We start from the raw sequence: 21,488 nt of genomic DNA on the forward strand, positions 1-21,488 counted from the left end.
TTAAGATAGCATTAGTGAGTAAGCGGAAGCGAAATGACGAACCGGGTTCCTTCATTCAGCCGGCTGCTGACCGAGATGCAGCCGCCATGATTCTTGATGATCCGGTCACTGACGGAGAGCCCGAGTCCCGTCCCATTCTCCTTCGTGGTGAAGAACGGATTGAACAATCTGTCAAGCGTGCAGATATCCATTCCCTTACCGTTGTCAGAGATGAAGATGCGCACCTCTGTTCCTTCTTTACGTGCACCTACCTCAATCCGGCCTACAGAATCATCCACCCGCTCCGAGATCGCTTCCATCGCATTTCTGATCATATTCAGCACAACCTGCTTCATTTGCTTAATATCCCCTGAGATGACCAGGTCCTCCTGGAGCACCTGCAAGTTGATCTGGCAGCCCTTCATCAGCGCCTCGCTCTCTGTCAGCAGGACCACTTCCTTCAGCAGGGCAGAGACAGGAATCATGCTGATCTGCGGCACAGAAGGCTTGGAGGAAGTCAGAAATTCATGAATAATGTCATTGGCACGGTCAATCTCCGCTAATATAATCTTCGCATATTCTTCTTTGCCGAGCAGATGCAGATGGGGATGAAGCAATTGTATGAACCCCCGGATAGCCGTCAGAGGATTGCGGATCTCGTGGGCGATGGAGGCCGATAACCGGCCCAGCATGGCCAGGCTGTCGTTCTGGTAGGCCGTCTGTTCAATCAGCTTGTAGTCGGAGATCTCTTTGAATGTGAACAGGTAGCTGCCCTTCATTTCCTCTCCGCTGGACAGGGTTGCGCGCCAGTACCGTCCATATTCATCCACAAATTCATAGCTTGGCTTACCTTTGAGCACCATTTCACGATAACTCCTGAGCACCTGTTTCTTCTTGAAGCGGCTGAGCTGAATATGGGATAACAGATGATGCAAGGTGCAGCCCAGAAGAGAGTGACGGTTAAGCTCCAGAATGCCGTACATCTGCTTGTTGACGAAAGTCAGCACACCCTCATCATCAAAAAGCAGAATCCCGCTGTCGATGTGCTCCAGCACATCCTCAAATGTGGTATCCATCGGACCAGATTGAAACGTTCTTGCCGATAATAGCAAGCTTTCCTGATATTGGCTTATCACGATACGAAGTTCCCCCTTTTACTGCAATTGACGAAGACGCTTAAGCGACATCAAATTACTATGTATCTGAGTATATGACGAAGCCGCCAGAACATTCGAAAATCGTATTGTATTATCCAACCGTTTCAACTATATTCCAATCATATCCAAGAGAAGAAGACAACGCAATCAGAGAATCTGTCGAATGGCAAAAATATTCCTAAAATGATTCTTAAGACACATTTAAGTGGGAGGGGAATGATTTGTTTCCTGCAAATACATTGAAAAGAGCCCCCGCCAGGCGGCGGGAGCTCACTGATTTATAACATGATGGTGGCAGGATCAAGACAGACATTCAAGCCTTCTGCTGGAGCCGGTGACGCCGCTGGCTCATGACAGCCAGACGCTTCTTCAGCTCACGTTCCCATTTGGAGTCGCCGATCTGTTTGGCAACCGCCAGCAGGTCCAGCGACATATCGATCTGGCTGCGTATGATCGCGAGCGGGTCCTCGCTCTCCATATTGATGACGTTCTCGAAGATCGCTTCCTCTTCCTCCATCACATAATCCTGGAAATCCACATCCGTGACGCCGTCGCCATGGGCATATTCCGCCAGAATTTCATATTCATTCTCGACTTTGTAATGTACCTCTACCCGGTGGCATACCGGACAAAAAAGCAGGGGAACATTATGGACTTGCGTGCGATAATGCTTTAGGGTCCCCTTCGTTCCAACCATACTCGCTCCACAGCAAAAGCTCATTTTTGTTCACCCTCCTTGAGTGTTGTCGTTGATTTGATTTCCTATTAGTATATTACAAAACAGCGGGAGAGATTCCTCTCCTTACAAGCTATATATTAACCTTTATGCCTATTTTCAAACGTCTGTCCATATCTTTGCAAAAAACCTCCTTGAAGGGAATAATGCTTCCCGCAAGGAGGTCCTCTTAGTATATCAAAGATCGCGGTTCATGAGGCCCGGAAGCTTACAGGTTCTTGTCGCCTGGCTTCCAGTTCATAGCGCACAGCCCGCCGGATTGGAGAGCCTGCAGCACACGCAATGTCTCTTCAACGCTGCGGCCCACATCGTTATGGTTAACAACCTGATACTTCAGTTCACCTTCAGGATCGATGATGAACAGTCCGCGCAGCGCAATGCCTTCTTCTTCAATCAGGACGCCATAATCGCTGGCAACCTTCTTCGTGATATCAGAAGCCAGCGGGAAGTTGATCTGGCCAAGACCGTTCATATCCTTAGGTGTAGACAACCAAGCCTTGTGGCTATGGATGGAGTCGATGCTCACACCTAGAATTTCTGTATCAAGCTCTGCGAAATCAGCAGCAGCATCACTCAGGGCTGTGATTTCAGTTGGACATACGAAGGTGAAATCAAGCGGATAGAAGAAGAATACAAGCCATTTGCCGCGATAGTCAGACAAGCTTACCTTACCGAAATCCTTACCGTCGCCTGTTACTGTCTCCATGAAGAAGTCAGGAGCGGGTTTACCTACCAAACGTTCTGCCATTGCTTAAATCCTCCTTTTGATTATGTAAGAAAAACAGCTACCGGACCGTTGCCGGATGCAATATGCTTTTCTTGATTTTATTGGATGGTTACATTCTTACGGGTACAGACCAAATGTTATCATCGTACAAAATCAAAGTCAATATTACATTGATTACTTTTTTATAATAATTATAAATAAGCAACATTTTGTGAAGTTTTTCTTCATTCTGCGTCAAAAGGGATACATGTGGTAGAACTAGGCTTTGCGGATAGCGGCTACAATCAGGTCGCCCATCTCTGTGGTGCTGATCGCCTTGCTCTTATCAACTGCGATATCGCTCGTCCGGTGACCGGCATCCAGTACCTCCGCAACTGCGGCTTCAATGGCTGCGGCTGCATTCTCGTAGCCGAAGGTCATACGGAACATCAGTGCAAGCGACAGGATCGTAGCGATCGGGTTCGCCAGCCCCTGTCCGGCAATGTCAGGCGCGGAGCCGTGAACCGGCTCATAGAGTCCGTAGCTGCCTTCTCCCAGTGAAGCGGAGGCCAGCATACCAATGGAGCCTGTCAGCATCGCTGCTTCATCGCTCAGGATATCACCGAACATATTCTCGGTCACGATGACATCGAAGCTCGAAGGACGGCGCAGCAGCTGCATCGCACAGTTATCCACCAGCACATGCTCAACTTCAACCTGCGGATATTCCGGCGCCAGTCTGTTCACCACTTCACGCCACAGACGGGAGGTCTCCAGAACGTTGGCTTTGTCGACACTCGCCAGCTTGCCCCGGCGCTTCCCGGCAATCTCGAACGCCTGGCGTACGATCCGTTCCACTTCAGTGACGTTGTAGACACAAGTATCTACCGCTTCTTCCCCATGCTCACCTTGACGGCGCAGCTTGTCCCCGAAGTAGATCCCGCCTGTCAATTCACGCACGACCATCAGGTCTGTGCCTTCCAGGACCTCCGGCTTCAGCGTCGAAGCATCCTTCAGACAATCGAAGACCACCGCCGGACGCAGATTGGAGAATAGGCCAAGCGCCTTGCGGATACCGAGCAGTCCGGTCTCCGGACGCAGCTCCTTAGGATTGTTATCCCATTTCGGTCCGCCTACGGCTCCAAGCAATACAGCATCGGCGCTGCGGCAGATCGCAAGCGTATCCTCAGGCAGCGGAGTTCCGCGTTCATCAATGGCGATTCCGCCGAACAGGGCGTGCTCTGTTTCAAATGTATACCCAAACAGCTCTTCCGTTCTTTTTAATACCTTTTCCGCTTCCGCCACAACTTCAGGTCCGATACCGTCCCCGGCAATTACGGCGATTTTTTTGACCTCGCTCATTCCTGTCACTCCTTAGGTAGTCCTGCTGGTCGCAGACATAGTTCTTCTGTATATTGTTGTATCATAACGAAGGACAAAGGACAAAGATATAGATTCTATCACGTTCATAGATATAGCCTATAAGTGAGACAAATCCCTAATTTGCCCTTGTCCCGCCAATTGATTACAATTAATGGGTAGGTGAAATTATCGGATCTCTAATCATATGGAAGAGGAGTGATTCAAGATGCAATACGCGAAGCTTGGCAAGTCTGGTATGAAGGTAAGCCGCCTCTGTCTGGGAACGATGAACTTCGGTCCCATCACCGACGAGAAGGAAGCCTTCCGGATTATGGATGCGGCGCTGGACGCGGGAGTCCAGTTTTTTGATACCGCCAATGTGTATGGATGGGGTGAGAACTCGGGTCTGACCGAGACTATTATCGGCCGCTGGTTCAAGCAGGGCGGCGGACGCCGTGAGAAGGTTGTCCTGGCGACCAAGGTCTACGGGGCGATGAGTGACAAGTTGGATGGACCCAATGATGAAGGCGGCCTCTCCTCCTACATTATCCGCCGCCATCTGGAGGGCTCCCTGCAGCGTCTGCAGACCGATCACATCGAACTCTACCAGATGCACCATATCGACCGTAACGTGTCCTGGGACGAGCTGTGGGGCGCCTTTGAGCTTGCGGTCAGCCAAGGCAAGATCGGCTACACCGGCTCCAGCAACTTCGCCGGCTGGGATATTGCCGTTGCCCAGCAGGAAGCGAAGGCCCGCGGGTTCCTTGGACTGGTATCCGAGCAGCATAAATACAGCCTGACCTGCCGTCTGCCGGAGCTTGAGGTTCTGCCTGCGGCGCAGCATCTGGGCCTCGGCATTATTCCGTGGAGTCCGCTTGACGGAGGACTGCTGGGACGCAATGCGCTGAAGAAGATCGAGGGCAGCCGCAGCGGCGGCAACGCGGAGCGTGTGGAGCAGCACAAGAAGCAGCTTGAGGCCTTTGCGGAGCTGAGTCTGGAGCTGGGCGAGCCGCAGGATAATATCGCTCTGGCCTGGCTGCTGGCCAACCCTGCCGTAACAGCGCCAATCATCGGACCGCGTACGCTGGAGCAGTTCGAGAGCGCGCTGCGCAGCCTGGAGGTCGTTCTGGACGAGTCCGTGCTGAAGCGTCTGGACGAGATTTTCCCCGGACCCGGCGGTGCGGCTCCGAAGGCTTATGCATGGTAATCAGGACTAACTGGCTGCAGCCCGCATAACCTCCCGATATCATTTCTTCTCTTACAATAAAGAGCTGTTCACCGGCATAACGTATCCGGTGAACAGCTCTTTATGCTTCTATGTCTTTTATTGCGCCGTATCCACTGTTATAGAACCATTGCTGGTGGACAAGGTGACCTCATGGGTGCCTTTTCCAAGTACAGCCGTTCCATGGTCCTCATCGTCGCCGCCCCAGTCCACGTTGCCTTTAAGTGATCCGTTACTGGTATCTGCCGTAATCTTGGCATCCGTTACCGCCGGAAGACCCAAGACAATCTTGCCGTTGCTGGATTTCAGTTCCCATGCACCTGTGATTGCCGAATTGACCGTAATCTTGCCGTTGCTGCTTCTGGCCGACACAGCGCCGTCAATATTCCCCAGCGTAATCGCACCGTTCGAGCTAACCAGGTCTGCTCCGCCCTGTACATTCTTTACCGTCAGCGTGCCGTTGCTGCTATGAGCCTTCACCCCTCCGGAGACATCATGGATATCCATCGTTCCGTTGCTCGTATCCACATTAATGCCTGCGGCCAGCCCCCCGGCTTCGATGGAACCGTCACTGGTCTCTACCTGAGCGGCCAGATTCTGCGGAATGCCGACATTCAGATATGGCGCATTGTTATTAAAGCCGATCTGGATATTGGAGAGCCAGCCTGAATCTCCTTCCAGCTCCATCACAAGCGTGTCGCCCTCGGTCGTCACTTTCCATTTACGCTCCAGAGCACTTGCTGCTTCATTGTCTGTATTGCCCGGCAGCTCCAGCTTTCCTTCATACGTCAGCGTGCTCCCATCCACACCCTGGAGCTTAACCTTGCCTTGAGGCAGATCAATCCGCACATTCTTAATATCCTGTTGCACTTCTACCTTCCCGTTCACCGGCACCAGCTTGGTATTGCCGAAGATACTACTCAGCGAGCCTCCGGCCAGCACCGTCTGTGCCCCGCTTGCCGCGATAAGCACAATGATCAGCAGAATGGCCCAGCCGCTTACGCGGCTTTTGACATCTGATTTAATGAAGAGCCTAAGCAGCATCTCCAGGCCGAACAGGATAAGCAGGGCCGGCCAGATATAACCCAGCACATCGTACGTGATTACACCATATTGAGCCATGACTACAATAACGCCTACTATTATGCACCCTATTGCGGCGGTAAAGCTGCCGATTTTCCATCTCCCCATCGTTTAATTCCCCATTTCACTATACTTTTGAATTATTCTTCAGCATTCTGAATCCATACCCGATCAAGGCAAGCGACAACAGAATCGCTCCGATATTCATATCGCTCAGTATTTCCCACAGAGCGGGAAATGCAGTGATGAGCAGCAGCAGGATGCCCGCGATAACACACCCTATACCGACCCACACTGGATTCACGTCATCATGCGGGTACATCGGGGGCGCAGACATTCCCATTGACCAGGGTGCTCCAAAGCTATCCGGATGGAACATCATCCGCTCATGCTCGGCAGCCGACACCTTCATCCAAGCCGCCTTTTGCAGCGCATCGAATAATTGATAGAACCAGAGCGCAGCAAGTGCGAACGGAAACACGGCGGGCATAGACGGAATGAATATAATACAGAGCGATGCTCCAATCATATACTCCAGACCCATTTTTTTAAAGCCCAGATACATGTGGCCCAGTCCCGGAACCATAGCCAGGAGAAACGTGAGCCAGCGTCTTTTTTTAATCATATGTTACCCTCCCAAAAGTTTTGTTGAAATAAATTAGATAACCGGCGAAGCCGCTATGGATTTATTTATTGTTACCTTGCGGGCCGAACCAGGAGCTGACCGATGTGGACATATGCCCGTTGATTTCAGTGATGCCATAGGCCAAATTCTCAAATACGCCAAGCTGCAGCAGGAGAAACGTCAGACCGACCGCCACGCCGTAATGCATCCAGGAGGTTCCCCGGGTCGTACGCCGTCTGGACATGGTTGATTTCACGATCCGTTCTCTGCGTCCGTTCTCCAGCTGGCCTATCCTTGCCATAACATCCCCGGTCAAATCAGGGAAGTCATGCGGCAACACGGGCTCTTGCCCGTTAACATCCAGCCCGGCTTCCATCTCGCTCCACATCGCCGCAAGCTCCCGCGCCTCCTCCAGCCATTCCGCGCAGCCGGGACAGGTCTGGATATGCAGATAGATCGCCTGCTGGGCCTCAGGTGACAACTGTCCATCTATATAATGCGGCATCCACTCTTTTACTGTTGAACAATTCATCGCCATTCCTCCCCGCTTTTGCGCATCATCTGTCTGGCCCGATAGAGCTGCGATTCAACCGTTTTAACCGAAATTCCTTTTTGCTCCGCGATCTCCTGATAGGAGTGGCGCTGAAAATAGTACAGCTGCACAACCGACCGGTACGGTTCCGCCAGACTATTCAGGTTCTCACCCAACTCCCGGGAAGCCTCCTTGCGAAGCACTGCCTGTTCAGGTGTCTGTGAAGTCACCCAGTCATTCTCAGTGTAATCTGCTGCACTCCGGTGCCGCCATTCCCGGTCATTGGCCCGTTTCCAGTCCAGACAGGTGCGGTAAGCAATCCGGTACAGCCAGGTGGAGAAGGAAGATTGTCCTCTGAAGGTGGGAAGGGCTTTATAGGCTTTGATGAAGACTTCCTGAGCCATATCCTTGGCAGACTCGGCTTCTCCTGTAATTTTGATGCATACGCTATATACCATGCCTTGATAACGGGTCACCAGATTCCCGAAGGCCTGATGCTCCCCGCTTAGCACAGCACTGATCCACTCCGTCTCTTCCAAGTCTTTCTTCCCTCCTTCAGCTACATAACGTTAGACGTCTGGCTTTAAGGTTCCCCTGCATAGTTTTTTAAATTATTTTAGAATAGCAGCATTTCTATTCAAAATCAGCCTCAAGTGCAAGCTCAGAGGGAGGATAACCCGCATCCTTGTCGAATTATCCTTAAACAGCCTATGACAAGACAACATTCCTTAATGAAGTGGTGGGATAGACATGATTCAGGCCTTGCTGGTAGATGATGAACGGCTTGCTCTTATGAAGCTGAAAATGATGCTGGAGGAACTGACAACTATAAATATAATCGCTGCTTATACTGATCCTTCCGAGGCGGTCAAAGCAGTGCCGCTGCTACGCCCTGATGTGATTTTCCTCGACATTGATATGCCTGAGATGAATGGCGTCCAGGCTGCGGAGGCCATGCAAAGGCTGTGCCCGCAGGCAAGCATCGTATTTGTAACTGCACATAACAGCTACGCCATCGAGGCGTTCGAGCTTTATGCGCTTGATTATGTTCTTAAGCCTGTACAGCGGGGCCGTCTGCTGAAGACCATCGAGCGGCTGGAGGAGCGTCTCAGCCAGGCACAGGAGGATTCGCGCAAGCCTGTACAGACGGTAATGATCCGCAGCTTCCAGTCCTTAAGATTCGAACGGGGCGGCCAGCCGCTGCCCAATATCCGCTGGCGCACCTCCAAGGCACAGGAATTATTCGCTTATTTATTTCATAACCGCAACCGGTTCGTAAGCAAAGATACCCTAACCGATCTGCTGTGGCCTGATTTCAATCTCAAGAAGGCCTCCACTCATCTTTATACAACGATTTATCAGGTTCGGCAATGCCTGAAGCAGGCGGAGATCGATCTGCAGATCAGCAATGCCAGCGGAGGAGAAGGCTACACCCTGGAGACCGGCAGCCTGCTGATAGACAGCTACGAATGGGAGAAGGGCATTCTTACCCTGGATGCCATCAATAAAGATAACTATGAGGAACATCAGCGGTTGTTCGAATTCTATTCCGGCGATTATCTGAACGATTACGATTACCTCTGGGCGGAAGGGGAACGGCAGCGTCTGCGGACCATCTGGCTGCATCACGCAATGAATATCGCAGAATTCTATGTCGGCAGCGGCCGGATACCGGAAGCAGTGACCGTGTACCAGAGAGTGGTGCAGCTCCAGCCTTATTTTGAACAGGGGCATCTCGGGCTGATGAAGGTCTACGACAGCATTGGAGAGCGTTCAGCGGTAGAGGAACAATATCATATTCTGACGGATTTACTGAAGCGGGAGCTCGGCGTGAAGCCGCCCGCGAGTATTAAGCGCTGGTATGAGGAATGGAAGCATCTTAACCTCAGAAGCATGTGATTCTCCGTAAATAGAAACGGCAATGCTGACCTTTCAGGGGACGGTATGATTTCAGCGACTTTATATTTATAAGAGCAAAGACACCCGCAGCCTGCTGCGGGTGTCTTTGTGTATGCTGCCATATTAGCTGGTTAATACCTGCTAAGGTGCATTCTCCTACATTTTCTTGCGGGCATTAAATCTTCTGGCCAGTACAGCTCCCAGAATAATCAATCCGCCGCCAGTCAGATACAGCGGGAGAGGACTTTCTTCTCCGGTCTGCGGAAGCTTGCCGGGAAGTCCGCTGTTGTTGCCTTTGTCAGTTGGTTCTGTAACCGTGCCCTTAGGCACTTCATCGACTCCAACTTCAATTGTAATCTCTTCCTCATTGCCGTCTTCATCTGTTACGACAATCGTGAATTTATCCTTGCCGGTGTAGCCTGGATCAGGAGTATACGTCCATTTGCCATCCGGTGTAATAGTTACCGTACCATGCGCCGGCTCTTCGCCGATGCTAGGAATACCTCCCAGCGGGATCTCGCCGTCGATAGGCACTTCCTCAATCGTAGTGACCTGTGTGGCTTGCGGCGTTGGAGTGCTAACCGTTCCAGGCTGGGCCGGTGTTGCTGCTGGCGTCACCTGTGGTGTTGCCGTTACTCCTGGCGTACTGGAAGCAGCCGGAGTCCCCGTTGGTGCTGGCGTTACCGATGGAGTCGGTGTTGGTGTACCGATAACTCCAGGAATGCTTGATGGTTCAGGTGTCGGTGTATAGTACACCGGCGGTGATGTTGGTGCTGGTGTTGATGTTGGTTCTGTAACTGGCGTCGGTGTCGGTGTTGATGTTGGTGTCACCGGCGTTGGTGTTGGTGTTGGTGTCGGTGTCGGTGTTGCTGGTTGTTCTGTCGGCGGTGTGGTTACCTTTTGGTTAGTAATTGGCAACAGCACCTTTTGCACGCCGGAATCAATCGTTACAGAATGCTCTATTGTGCTCAGAACATAACCTTCCGGAGCTGTAATTTCCTTCAGAATATAATTCCCCAGCTTCAGGGATGTGAATACCAGTTCACCATTTGCATCTGTTTTTCCGCTTACCACCAATTTCTTAGCGGAATCATACAGTCCGAACTCTGCTCCTGCAAGCTTCTTGTTCGTATCCTCCCCAGCAACCTTCGTTACTTTGAGTGAACCAAAGACTTCGGCTGGAATCAGTTTGTTCGTAATTGGCGCGAGTACCTTCTGTACGCCGAAATCAATTGTTACAGTCTGCTCTGTTGCATTCAGAACATAACCGGCAGGGGCAGTAAGCTCCTTCAGTGTGTACGTTCCGAGCTTCAGCGATTTGAATTCCAATACACCTTTAGCGTCTGTTTTACCACTTGCAACTAATTTCTTAGTGGAGTCATACAGTCCGAACTCTGCGCCTTCCAGCTTCTTGCCGGCATCCTCCTCAGCAACCTTAGTCACCTTGAGTGAACCAAAGACTTCGGCTGGAATCAGTGCGTTTGTAATTGGCGAGAGTACCTTCTGTACGCCGGAATCAATCGTTACAGGATGCTCTGTTGCATCCAGCACATAACCGGCAGGGGCAGTAAGCTCCTTCAGTGTGTACGTTCCGAGCTTCAGCGATTTGAATTCCAATACACCGTTAGCGTCTGTTTTGCCACTTGCTACTAGCTTCTTAGTGGAATCATACAATCCGAACTCTGCGCCTTCCAGCTTCTTGCTGGCATCCTTCTCAGCAACCTTAGTCACCTTGAGCGAGCCGAAGACTTCGGCAGGAATCAGTGCGTTAGTTACTGTAAGAGTTTTCTCTTGTGATGGATCAATGGTAACATTAATCACTTTGGTATCCAAGATATAACCGGCAGGAGCGGTTTTCTCCTTCAGGGTATACTCCCCGCCCTTAAGCTTAATGAATTTCAACTCACCGTTACCATCGGTTGTTTTCGAATCCACCAATGCACCCTTGGAGTCAAACAGCTCGAATACTGCGCCTTCCAGCTTCTTGGAGGAATCATTCACATCCAACTTGGTCAGCTTGAGTGAACCGAAGAAATCATTCTTGACGGTCAGCTTCACAGCTGTGGACGAATTGATTGTTACCTTAATCTCTGAGCTGTCCAGTGAGTAGCCTGCCGGAGCTTTGGTTTCTTTCAATACATATTTACCAGCCTTAAGATTTGTAAAAGTCAGGGTTCCGTCTTCTGCAGAAGTCTGTTTTTGAGTCTCCTTCAGTTCAGTTCCAATCACCCGTGAGAGTGCGAACTCGGCACCTTTAAGCTTTTCATCACCGGTCTGATTGGTCTTGGTTACGGTCAGCGTGCCTTTTACACCACTACCTGTACCGGATGTGTCTACAATGGTTACATTATTATTGGATGTATACGGTACATTAATTTGCTTCACGCCTTCTCCGCTGAAGGAGATGGCATTGCTCACCGCTACATTTCCAGCCTCAGTCACAACGGACTGATACGAAAGAATGTATGGTTCGCTGATCGGGTTCAGGAAGACAAGCTCGAAGCTTTCCTTACCATCCGTTCCCGTTTTAAAGTCCAGAGTGTAGTCTACACCCTTCTTCAATTCATCCTCAGTCTTTGGATCCGCAGCGTTCCCGCTCTGATCCACTGTCGTCACATAGAGGTGGAAGCTGTCATACAGCAGCACCTGATTCACACTTGGCGTATCCACAATTTTAACATTTTTGACAACCGACTGGTTCGCGTTGATGACCACTTTCCAGTTCAGGAGAGTCTGATCATTATTGGCCTGGGAAAAGCCTTTAATTACATATTGTCCGCCCTTAGGAATAGTAACTGTTGCTTCCAGGGGCTTAGAAACCGCTTCGTTGTCCTTGTCATATAAAGTGGCTGTATTCTTAACTGTACCTTGATTGATATCACTGCCAATGAACTCTGTACTGAAGACCACATAGAAGGCATAGTCCACCTGGTCTTTAAACTTAACTGTAAGTTGCTTGTCTGTGACAGTCAGATCGTATTTCGATGCGTCTATGACAGCACCTTTAACAGGGTTTCCATTCGCAGCATAATCAAATTTATACACTACTGCAGTAACGCTAGTTGCTTTCTGACCTGTGGGAATCGTATCCACCAGCGTAGCTCCTGCAGCCAGCACCCGTTTATTATAGTTGGCTCTTACTGTCCAAGTAAGCTGTTTGGTCTTTACATCGTATGAACCTGTTTTATTACCGTTGTTCTTGACTTCAGACCTCGGATCAAAGGTTGCATCAACCTTAATGGCGTGATCCTTGTCATTAGTATCCTTCCAATCGAGCTGTGCGGTGTTCTTGAAGCTGGTTGCACCCTGCAATTTGTAGAAGTCGAAGCTAGTTGTATACGTCACTGTAAACGGCTTGTCGATCGGCTTCGAGAATGTGATGGTGAATCCGGCACCCTTGGCATAATCTGTTCCGTTAGGTGTAATCGTATAGTCTGCGCTGTTTATAGCTGGTGTAGAACTAATAGTGATCGGCTCGATCAATTTCAACCCGCCATTATCAAAAGTGTCCGTCAGCACCAGATTCTTCATCAGTTTAGAATCTTTGTTTACATTGATGGTCCATTTTACCGTCTTGTTCAAATAGTCTACATCCGCATAACTTTTATCCACAATGCGCTGGTTAATATCCCGTGAAGCCCCTTTGGTCTCACCATTGTAGGACACATCATTGCGGATCGTTTCTGTATATCCGTATACTCGATCTTTAACTTTTGTTTTATAGACAATTTTGTAAGCTGAATTGATATCATTATTAAACTTCAGTTCGAACCCGTTCTTGCCCGTTTTGTCGTTCAAAGGGCTTAGCGTATAATCAGGTCCCTTAACAATTGGAGTCCCGCTTCCTACTTCTTTTCCGTCTTGATCCAATTGTATTTTGTATACGACTAATGAACTCTCCACCAATTCCTGGGAGTCGTTAAAATAATCCAGCAACACCGCATTCGCAGATGTAATGGTTTGTTCATTATAGTTGAACTGGATCTCCCAAGGAATGGTCTCATCCGTAGGATCAAAATTTCCTGCAGTCTTCTTTAACGGAAGTCCGCGCACAATATCAACCGTCTTTGAAGAACTCTTATCGATGCCTTCGCCAGTAAGCTTAGCGGTATTAGTGAAATTTTTAACCGATGTATCTGTAATCTTAGTCGAGAATTTCACCCGGTACGCATCTTTAATTGTATTATTAAACTTCACGTTCAAGCTGCTTGCCGTGCTGCCTGAAGCATCATATTGGTCGGACCCGATCTGCGCTCCCTGCGATGTATTCCCTTGGACATCCACTGCAAGCTTATAGACCTCAATCGAACTTGGATCAAGCTCCAGGCCTGCCGGAAGAGAGTCCGTAACAACCGCTTTGTATACTTCGTCCTGCACCGTGTTCACATCAACGGTCCAGAGAATACTGGACGGGTTGTATTTTTGCGGCTGCGGAATTCCGTCCTTGGTAATGCTGGTGCCGCCCTTAGGATGGACTTTAATCACAATCGTATTATTCAGGTTCCCGGCGATCGGGAATAACAGCTCCTGAGTCGTGGTTCCTGTGACTTTGGTAGAGCTAAGTTTGGACGTCACATTGAAAGTACCGCCTACATCAAACAAGCCTTCGATTTCACTATTGAATGTAAGCACCACTTTGTTATCTGTGCCTACCGCATAGGTCCCGATACTGCCCGACTCCACTCCGTCGTATAGCAATTTACCCGAGTAATTTTTATCGATGGCTAACTGGGAAGGCAACTGATACACGAACGTATCTCCACCCTTGTAGCCATGTGCCCCAGTACTCGGGTCCGTTACCGGAAGCTTGAAGGTAAGCCCTACTTTAACCTCCGAATCCAGCTTATACACGTTATCCGTGACCTGTGTGCCATTCTCATACACGGCCATAGTAACACTGGTGATAATATTATCCGTCCCATCCGCCTTAACCTTCGTCATGAACCCGAAACCGTTGGCAAACTGTGTAATCAGCATTACAACAACCAACCAGGCGCCTATCGTCTTTCTTTTCATATCACTATAACCTCTCTCTCTTTCTGCAAAATGATTATTCCAGCTTCGCCATTTCTCATATCCGCCTGCTTCTTCCCGATCGTCCCCCTGTCACTAATATGTATGTGGGCCTTCGATTTCGCTTTTACTGTACTTCCGTAACTTTACTTGCCGCCTCTGAACAATTTCTGAACAGATTATGAGATAAATCATAGATAACTTAAAAATAAAATATTTTTATCGACAAAAAAGTGGTTTCAAACGCTGATAATGTGGAATCCACCCTGGATTATGAACTATTTTTCATTTTTCCGACTCATCTTGTTCATTCTTTTCATTTAAAACTTGTTTCAAATCCCCTTCAGCTGGATTCTACCCCGGAATGCTCAGCGTCAAAAAATTTTCAGCAGATTATTGAACAAAAAAAAGAAGCCTCCCCGGACAAAATGAACTGGTCCGGTGAAGCTTCTTTTAAATAATTGAATTATAGATTGGCATGCTCCCGCTTGGTGTAGGTCTTGCGCTTCTCAATCAGCTTGTTCAATGCATCCAGGTAGGCTCTGGCACTCGCTTCCAGAATATCGGTGCTGAGTCCGCGGCCCTGCGCAGCCACCTCGCCTTGAGAGAGCACGACATGCACCTCACCCTGAGCATCCTTCCCTCTGCTGACGGCTTTGATCGAATAATCACCAAGTGTGACTTCTTCCCCTGTAGCCTGGTCAATGGCATTGTAGATCGCATCTACCGATCCGTTGCCTTCGGCAACCGCCACAATCGGCTGCGGGTCCTGGCCGTGAATAATCACCTTGGCGGTTGGAGTAGCCTCGTTGCCATACGTAACATAGATCGTCTGCAGGCTGAAGGTCTCCGGTGTATCAATCAGCTTCTCTTCCAGAAGCGCAAGGATATCCTCGTCTGATACTTCTTTTTTCTTATCTGCGAGATCCTTGAACTTGGCAAAAGCAGCATTGACCTCTTCCTCAGAGATGTCATAGCCCAGATCACTCAGCTTATCGCGGAAAGCGTGACGGCCCGAATGCTTGCCGAGCACCAGCTTGCTTTCTTTGAGGCCGATGGTTTCCGGTGTCATAATCTCGTAGGTCGTCTTCTCCTTCAGCATGCCATCCTGATGAATCCCGGATTCATGGGCGAAGGCATTCGCGCCGACAATCGCCTTGTTCCCCGGCACAACCATCCCTGTCAGCTTACTGACGAGGCGGCTGGTACGGGAGATTTCGGATAGGACCAGAGAGGTCTTCGCGCCGAAATACTCACTGCGGGTCTCAAGCGCCAGAGCCACCTCTTCAATCGCTGTATTGCCGGCACGTTCCCCGATCCCGTTGATCGTACCCTCAATCTGGTCTGCGCCATTCTGAATGGCGGCCAGCGTATTGGCAGTAGCCATCCCCAGATCATTATGACAATGGGCGCTAAGCTGTACCCGCTCGATATCCGGCACCGTATCCTTCAGGAATTTGAAGATGGCACCGTATTCCGCCGGATTCAGGTAACCGACCGTATCCGGAATATTCACCACATTCGCACCCTCGCGGATCGCCATGGATACCATTTCAGCCATGAAATCACGCTCGGTACGGCCGGCGTCCTCCAGGGAGAATTCCAGCTTGGGAAAATACTTCTTGGCATAGCGGATCGCCGATTGTGCCGTTTCCAGCACTTGTGACTTCTCCATGCGCAGCTTATGCTGCCGGTGTATCGGCGATGTAGCCAGGAAAATATGAATGCATGGGTCCTGTGCCCCCTGCAGCGCTTCCTTGACCGCATCAATATCGCTCTCTCTGGAACGGGACAGACCGATTACGGTGACGTTCTTGACCGCTCTGGCCACTGCGTTCACCGCAGCCAGATCTCCTGGCGAAGCGGCTGGAAAGCCTGCCTCCATCCGGTCAATTCCCAGCTTCTCCAGCTGGTAAGCGATTTCTACTTTCTCACGTGTATTGAGGTTCACACCCGGCGACTGCTCCCCGTCACGCAGCGTCGTGTCGAACACATGAATTTTCCGCATGCTGAGCACCTCCTGAAGATTGTCCATAAACCCTCAAATGCGGCCCGCAAAATTACGGCCGCATCTGAGAATCACACTATGGTTACTTGTATTCTGAAGTATATGATTTTATTTCTTAATCCAGTGCATCATTTCACGCAGCTGGCTGCCAACCACTTCTACCGGATGAGCGGCTTCATTGCGGCGGGTAGCGGTCAGGAAGGCACGGCCGGATTGGTTCTCAAGAATAAAGTCGCGGGCGAATTTACCCTGTTGAATATCAGACAGTACTTCTTTCATAGCTTTCTTAGTCTCAGCAGTGATGATGCGTGGTCCAGTTACATAGTCACCGTATTCCGCTGTGTTACTGATGGAATCGCGCATGCTGGACAATCCGCCTTCATATACCATGTCAACAATCAGCTTCAGCTCATGCAAGCACTCGAAGTAAGCCATCTCAGGCGCATATCCGGCTTCAGTCAATGTCTCGAAACCAGCCTTGATCAGTTCGGACACACCGCCGCAGAGAACAGCCTGTTCACCGAACAGATCCGTTTCTGTCTCTTCACGGAAGGAGGTTTCGATGACTCCGGCACGGGTACAGCCGATGCCTTTGGCATACGCCAGACCAATAGCCTTGGCATTGCCGGTTGCATCCTGTTCAATAGCGATCAGGCCGGGAACGCCGAAGCCTTCAACATAAGTGCGGCGAACCATGTGTCCAGGAGATTTAGGAGCTACCAACAGCACATCCGCATCCTTAGGAGCTACGATTTGTCCAAAATGCACGTTGAAACCGTGGGAGAACATCAGAGCCGCGCCATTCTTGAGGTTCGGTTCGATATCATTCTTATATACAGATGCCTGAGTTTCGTCCGGCATGAGGATTTGCACCACATCTGCACGGGATACTGCTTCTGCTACAGACAATACTTCAAAGCCGTCATTCTTGGCAGTTTCAAAAGATTTACCTTCACGCAGACCGATAACCACCTGAAGACCACTGTCACGCAGGTTCTGTGCCTGGGCATGTCCTTGGCTACCGTACCCGATTACTGCAATTGTCTTTCCCTTCAATACGCTAAGCTCTGCATCCTGTTCATAGTACGTTGTAACTGCCATTGTCAAAATCCTCCTTTAATTTGGGACCCATCGTAAAGAGCGGGTGCTTCAAGAGCACACTCCTGTTAGGCTTACTCTATTATAGCGTGCTCCTCAAGCCCCCGCTCTTTAGCGGGCAAAGTCTGTCCTAATCTTAATTAAATGAATGTCTTAATTAAATTAATGCACGCAAGCAGCAATTCGTTAAAGCTGTAAAATGTGACGATTAGGCATTCCCGCGGATCATCGCCGTTACTCCTGTCCGGGACAGCTCCTTAATGCCATAAGGCTTAAGCAGCTCAATCATTGCATCAATTTTGGTGGTTTCTCCGACTACCTGCACCAGCAGGCTTGCCGTACCGATATCTACTACCGAGGCACGGAAGGTCTCGACTACGCCCATAATCTCAGGCCGCTCAGAGGGCTCAGCCTTGACCTTAATGAGCGCCAGCTCACGGGCAACCATAGGCTTTGAACCCAGATCAACTACCTTAATTACATCAATCAGCTTGTAGAGCTGCTTCTCAATCTGCTCCAGAGTATGCTGATCACCTAACGTTACAATAACCATCCGGGACAATCCGACCTCTTCGGATTGCCCAACAGTAATACTCTCAATATTGAACCCCCGGCGGCCGAATAATCCGGATACCCGCTGCAGCACGCCAGGCTGGTCATTCACAAGCACAGCAATCGTATGTCTCATCACTGTTATTCATCCCCCATCAGCATTTGATCAATGGTAGACCCTTGGGTTACCATCGGGTAGACATTCTCGTCTTTGGGGACAACGAATTCTACCAGGACAGGTCCAGGTGTTTCCATGGCTTCTTTCCAGGCGGCGCTGGCTTCTTCCTTGTTCGTTGCCCGCAGGCCCTTCACACCGTAAGCCTCAGCCAGCTTCACAAAGTCCGGGCTGCCGGCCAGATCGGTATAGCTGTAACGCTTCTCATAGATCAGGTTCTGCCACTGACGAACCATTCCGAGTACCTGATTGTTAATCACAACGATCTTGACCGGAATCTTATTGATCGCACAGATCGCAAGCTCCTGGGAACACATCTGCATGCCGCCATCACCATTAATAGAGACTACGAGCCGCTGCGGATGGGCCATTTGCGCCCCGATCGCTGACGGGAATCCGAAGCCCATTGTTCCAAGGCCCCCCGAAGTAATCCATGAACGCGGATGGTTGAACTTGTAATATTGAGCAGCCCACATCTGATGCTGGCCTACGTCAGTCGTCACAATAGCTTCACCTTTGGTGGTGTCATTGATCATCTGGATGACCCACTGCGGCTTCAGCTCCGTCTCCGAATCCTTGTACCGGTACGGCTGGTCCAGCTTCCACTGGGCAATCTGTGTTCTCCAGGCATCGGCCTTCGAGGCACGCTTCACATCCGGGATCAGCATTTCCAGAACCGTCTTAACATCGCCCACAATGGGAATATCAGTTGCTACATTCTTGCCGATCTCGGCCGGATCAATATCGATATGCACGATCTTCGCTTTGGGAGCGAAGCCGTCCAGCTTGCCGGTTACGCGGTCATCGAACCGGGCACCGATGTTAATCAGCAGATCGCATTGCTGAATAGCATTATTGGCTGTGTATGTGCCGTGCATTCCCGGCATTCCCATCCACAACTCTTCGCCGCTCGGGTAACACCCCAGTCCCAGCAATGTAGTAGTAATTGGAATCTCCGTGCGCTTCACGAATTCATACATGGACTCATGCGCTCCAGAGTAGATGACTCCGCCGCCTGCAATAATAATCGGACGCTCCGCCGCCTCAATAGCCTTCACCAGCTTATCGAGCTGCAGCTTATTGGGAACCGTGCGCGGATTGTAGCCGCGAAGGTTAACTCCCTGGTGTTCTGCCGGAGTGAACAATGTCATCGCCGCCGATACATCCTTCGGAATATCGATCAGTACCGGACCTTTACGTCCCGTATTCGCAATATGGAAGGCTTCATGAATAATGCGCGGCAGATCCTCAACATCCCGCACCAGATAGCTGTGCTTCGTAATCGGCATCGTTATCCCGGTAATATCCGCTTCCTGAAAAGCATCTGTGCCAATCAGGCTGGAGAATACGTTACCGGTAATGACTACCAGCGGAACCGAATCCATAAAAGCTGTAGCGATTCCGGTTACCAGATTGGTTGCCCCGGGGCCTGAAGTAGCAATACATACGCCAACTTTACCGCTCGCTCTTGCGTACCCGTCAGCCGCATGGATCGCTCCCTGCTCATGGCGTGTCAGAATATGATTGAAATCGTCGAATCCATAAAGAGCATCATAGATATAGAGTACAGCCCCGCCGGGATATCCAAATACAGTATCTACACCTTCCAGTACAAGACTGCGCAGGAGGACTTCGGAACCCGAAACCACCTCTGGATTTTTCCATTTCTCACGTAACTGCTCTATCGACCGCACTTCTTCCGGTAATTGCGCGCTCATCAGTATTCCTCCCTTCGATCGTTCACATACATTATTCAAATGACAGGACGTCAGTATCCAACCTTTAATATTAGCGAACAGGCTTAAATCTTTCCTGTTTCAACAAAAAAACCTTTCGCCTCCCACGCGCAGAAGAAGCGCGTGAGGGACGAAAGGTTTAGCTTCCGTGGTACCACCCATGTTTGCATAACATCTCACGATGATATGCCTTATCAGGTATACAAAAATCCATCGATGTAGGCAGGGCCCAAATCTTCGTAACCTGAAGTCCCTAACGCGGACCAAACGATTCCCCCTAATAATTCCACCGCTCCTGCTGGTGGGCCTTTCAGGGAAACAGCTCCGAGGTGAGCTCGTATATAAGGGATTCTGGTGGAGGTTGCAGCAATTCCTCTCACTCTCTGAACAAAAGAGCCCTTAAAACTTCGTCCTCATCATTGCCGATACATGTATGCTCGTTAAATGTTTAGACACATTATATGATTCCTCACACGGTTAGTCAATACCCATCTGCGGGTTATACATTAAATTGTTCATAAAATCTTGTTCTATTCTTGCCGGAACGCCCACACCGCCCGGGGCATATGATGTACGACAATGCGTGGAAAGGGGGCAATATTTATGATTCGTTACCGCAGACCCAGGCAGGATGACACGATTATTTATGACTTAATTGAAAAGCAGCTTGTCCCGTTATCCCATCTTCCGCAGACAATCATTAATCAGGTCAGGAAGGATCTGCCCCGCCGCCTGGGACAGGGAGTCACACTTGTTGCTTGTCCCGACTACGACAGTGATCCGCTGGGGTTCGTGCATTTTCTGCTGCATGGCGATTTATTATACATTGATATGCTCGCCATTGCCCCGGATGCAAGGCGTAAGCGATACGGAAATATGCTTATGGACAGGGCGGAGCGGTTTGCACTATCCCGTGCATGCCACAGAGCAAAGGTCTCTGTAGATACCGGAAATACTGCCGGTCTGAACTTTTATGAAAAACTGGGCTACAGCGTAGCCCGTTATCAACCGCAAAACTACTGCTATGAGCTTGAGAAACAGTTCCGCTAATAAAGCAGCAAGTTATATGGCTTAAAAGAATCCGATCGGCGGAATTCCATAACCAGGACCTGGGCCGTAGCCGCCATAAGGGCCGGGAACTGGACCATGGCCATAGCCATAACCGCCCCCGTAAGGAGCACCGCCATACCCGTAGCCTCCGCCATAACCGTAAGGAGCCGTACCAATGGCCAGCAAATCAAACAATACGAGCGGAATCAGTGCCTTGGTTTGTACTTTTTTACCACTGATACGCTGCAGAATCAACCGGTTGCCTGAGATGCGGATCAGTTTGCCCGTCACTTTGGACCCGTCTTTTTTTACCGCCACGATATGTTTGCCTATCAGCTTGATCACTTGTTGCTTCGTAACCGGGTGTGCCATAATATCCCTCCTGTATTTGTTTCTTAACACTCTATTCGCCTCACCTGGTATTTGCCTGTACATCTGCCCGCCTCCGGGCTGAAAGTATCCGCAGCTGCTGCCTGCAATGATTACAAAATCCCCCCACAAAGTGGGACTTTAGCTTCGACGATGACTCAGGTGCTTTGCGGGGACCCCAAA

17 protein-coding genes are annotated in these 21,488 nt (G+C 50.0%); 3 read left to right on the forward strand and 14 right to left on the reverse strand.

What is annotated here, in order from left to right; all coding sequences use genetic code 11:
- Window positions 1-11 precede the first annotated feature (11 nt).
- The 4 genes from MKY64_RS20430 to leuB all read right to left on the reverse strand — a co-directional run bounded on the left by MKY64_RS20430 (window position 12) and on the right by leuB (window position 3,940).
- Window positions 12-1,115 (reverse strand): ATP-binding protein, encoded by a 1,104-nt coding sequence (locus MKY64_RS20430; protein ID WP_036727689.1) that lies wholly within the window; start codon window positions 1,113-1,115, stop codon window positions 12-14.
- Between the two features lie 334 nt (window positions 1,116-1,449).
- A complete protein-coding gene (locus tag MKY64_RS20435) occupies window positions 1,450-1,857 on the reverse strand; it encodes a hypothetical protein (RefSeq protein ID WP_036727687.1) in 408 nt (135 codons plus the stop codon).
- A 223-nt stretch (window positions 1,858-2,080) separates the two neighbouring features.
- Window positions 2,081-2,620, reverse strand: coding sequence for a peroxiredoxin (locus MKY64_RS20440; protein ID WP_036727686.1), 540 nt, complete (start codon window positions 2,618-2,620; stop codon window positions 2,081-2,083).
- A 237-nt stretch (window positions 2,621-2,857) separates the two neighbouring features.
- Window positions 2,858-3,940 (reverse strand): 3-isopropylmalate dehydrogenase, encoded by a 1,083-nt coding sequence (gene leuB, locus MKY64_RS20445; RefSeq protein ID WP_036727684.1) that lies wholly within the window; start codon window positions 3,938-3,940, stop codon window positions 2,858-2,860.
- A 226-nt stretch (window positions 3,941-4,166) separates the two neighbouring features.
- Between leuB and MKY64_RS20450 the strand changes: the two genes are divergently transcribed.
- Entirely contained in the window at window positions 4,167-5,147 is a 981-nt protein-coding gene (locus MKY64_RS20450) for an aldo/keto reductase (RefSeq protein ID WP_036696143.1), read from the forward strand.
- A 117-nt stretch (window positions 5,148-5,264) separates the two neighbouring features.
- Here the strand turns inward: MKY64_RS20450 and MKY64_RS20455 are convergent, their stop codons facing one another.
- From MKY64_RS20455 to MKY64_RS20470, 4 genes are all read right to left on the reverse strand, one after another.
- Entirely contained in the window at window positions 5,265-6,356 is a 1,092-nt protein-coding gene (locus MKY64_RS20455; protein WP_340955389.1) for a LiaF transmembrane domain-containing protein, read from the reverse strand.
- 19 nt (window positions 6,357-6,375) lie between these two features.
- Window positions 6,376-6,873, reverse strand: coding sequence for a hypothetical protein (locus MKY64_RS20460; RefSeq protein WP_076076916.1), 498 nt, complete (start codon window positions 6,871-6,873; stop codon window positions 6,376-6,378).
- A 61-nt stretch (window positions 6,874-6,934) separates the two neighbouring features.
- Complete coding sequence (locus MKY64_RS20465; RefSeq protein ID WP_209874751.1) at window positions 6,935-7,405, reverse strand: zf-HC2 domain-containing protein; 471 nt, start codon at window positions 7,403-7,405, stop codon at window positions 6,935-6,937.
- A complete protein-coding gene (locus MKY64_RS20470) occupies window positions 7,402-7,944 on the reverse strand; it encodes an RNA polymerase sigma factor (RefSeq protein WP_036727677.1) in 543 nt (180 codons plus the stop codon). The genes MKY64_RS20465 and MKY64_RS20470 overlap by 4 nt, the downstream gene beginning before the upstream one ends.
- 211 nt (window positions 7,945-8,155) lie before the next feature.
- Here MKY64_RS20470 and MKY64_RS20475 point away from each other — a divergent pair, with 211 nt between their 5' ends.
- Window positions 8,156-9,304, forward strand: a complete 1,149-nt coding sequence (locus MKY64_RS20475; RefSeq protein WP_340955391.1) for a response regulator — start codon at window positions 8,156-8,158, stop codon at window positions 9,302-9,304.
- 156 nt (window positions 9,305-9,460) lie between these two features.
- Here MKY64_RS20475 and MKY64_RS20480 read toward each other — a convergent pair whose 3' ends face one another.
- The 5 genes from MKY64_RS20480 to ilvB all read right to left on the reverse strand — a co-directional run bounded on the left by MKY64_RS20480 (window position 9,461) and on the right by ilvB (window position 19,868).
- Window positions 9,461-14,320, reverse strand: coding sequence for a SpaA isopeptide-forming pilin-related protein (locus MKY64_RS20480; protein WP_340955393.1), 4,860 nt, complete (start codon window positions 14,318-14,320; stop codon window positions 9,461-9,463).
- A 463-nt stretch (window positions 14,321-14,783) separates the two neighbouring features.
- Entirely contained in the window at window positions 14,784-16,325 is a 1,542-nt protein-coding gene (locus MKY64_RS20485) for a 2-isopropylmalate synthase (RefSeq protein WP_036727673.1), read from the reverse strand.
- A 108-nt stretch (window positions 16,326-16,433) separates the two neighbouring features.
- Window positions 16,434-17,426 carry a ketol-acid reductoisomerase gene (gene ilvC, locus MKY64_RS20490; RefSeq protein WP_036727672.1) on the reverse strand — a complete coding sequence of 331 codons (993 nt, stop codon included), beginning with the start codon at window positions 17,424-17,426 and terminating at the stop codon, window positions 16,434-16,436.
- 205 nt (window positions 17,427-17,631) lie between these two features.
- Window positions 17,632-18,111 carry an acetolactate synthase small subunit gene (gene ilvN / locus MKY64_RS20495; RefSeq protein ID WP_036727931.1) on the reverse strand — a complete coding sequence of 160 codons (480 nt, stop codon included), beginning with the start codon at window positions 18,109-18,111 and terminating at the stop codon, window positions 17,632-17,634.
- Between the two features lie 5 nt (window positions 18,112-18,116).
- Window positions 18,117-19,868 carry a biosynthetic-type acetolactate synthase large subunit gene (ilvB, locus tag MKY64_RS20500; RefSeq protein ID WP_036727670.1) on the reverse strand — a complete coding sequence of 584 codons (1,752 nt, stop codon included), beginning with the start codon at window positions 19,866-19,868 and terminating at the stop codon, window positions 18,117-18,119.
- A 621-nt stretch (window positions 19,869-20,489) separates the two neighbouring features.
- Between ilvB and MKY64_RS20505 the strand changes: the two genes are divergently transcribed.
- Complete coding sequence (locus MKY64_RS20505) at window positions 20,490-20,936, forward strand: GNAT family N-acetyltransferase (RefSeq protein ID WP_036727669.1); 447 nt, start codon at window positions 20,490-20,492, stop codon at window positions 20,934-20,936.
- 21 nt (window positions 20,937-20,957) lie between these two features.
- Here the strand turns inward: MKY64_RS20505 and MKY64_RS20510 are convergent, their stop codons facing one another.
- Window positions 20,958-21,308, reverse strand: coding sequence for a hypothetical protein (locus MKY64_RS20510; protein WP_036727667.1), 351 nt, complete (start codon window positions 21,306-21,308; stop codon window positions 20,958-20,960).
- Between the last annotated feature and the right edge of the window lie 180 nt (window positions 21,309-21,488).

Origin of the sequence: Paenibacillus sp. FSL R7-0210 (genome assembly GCF_038009085.1) — a bacterium.
Lineage (GTDB): Bacteria > Bacillota > Bacilli > Paenibacillales > Paenibacillaceae > Paenibacillus_AQ > Paenibacillus_AQ silagei.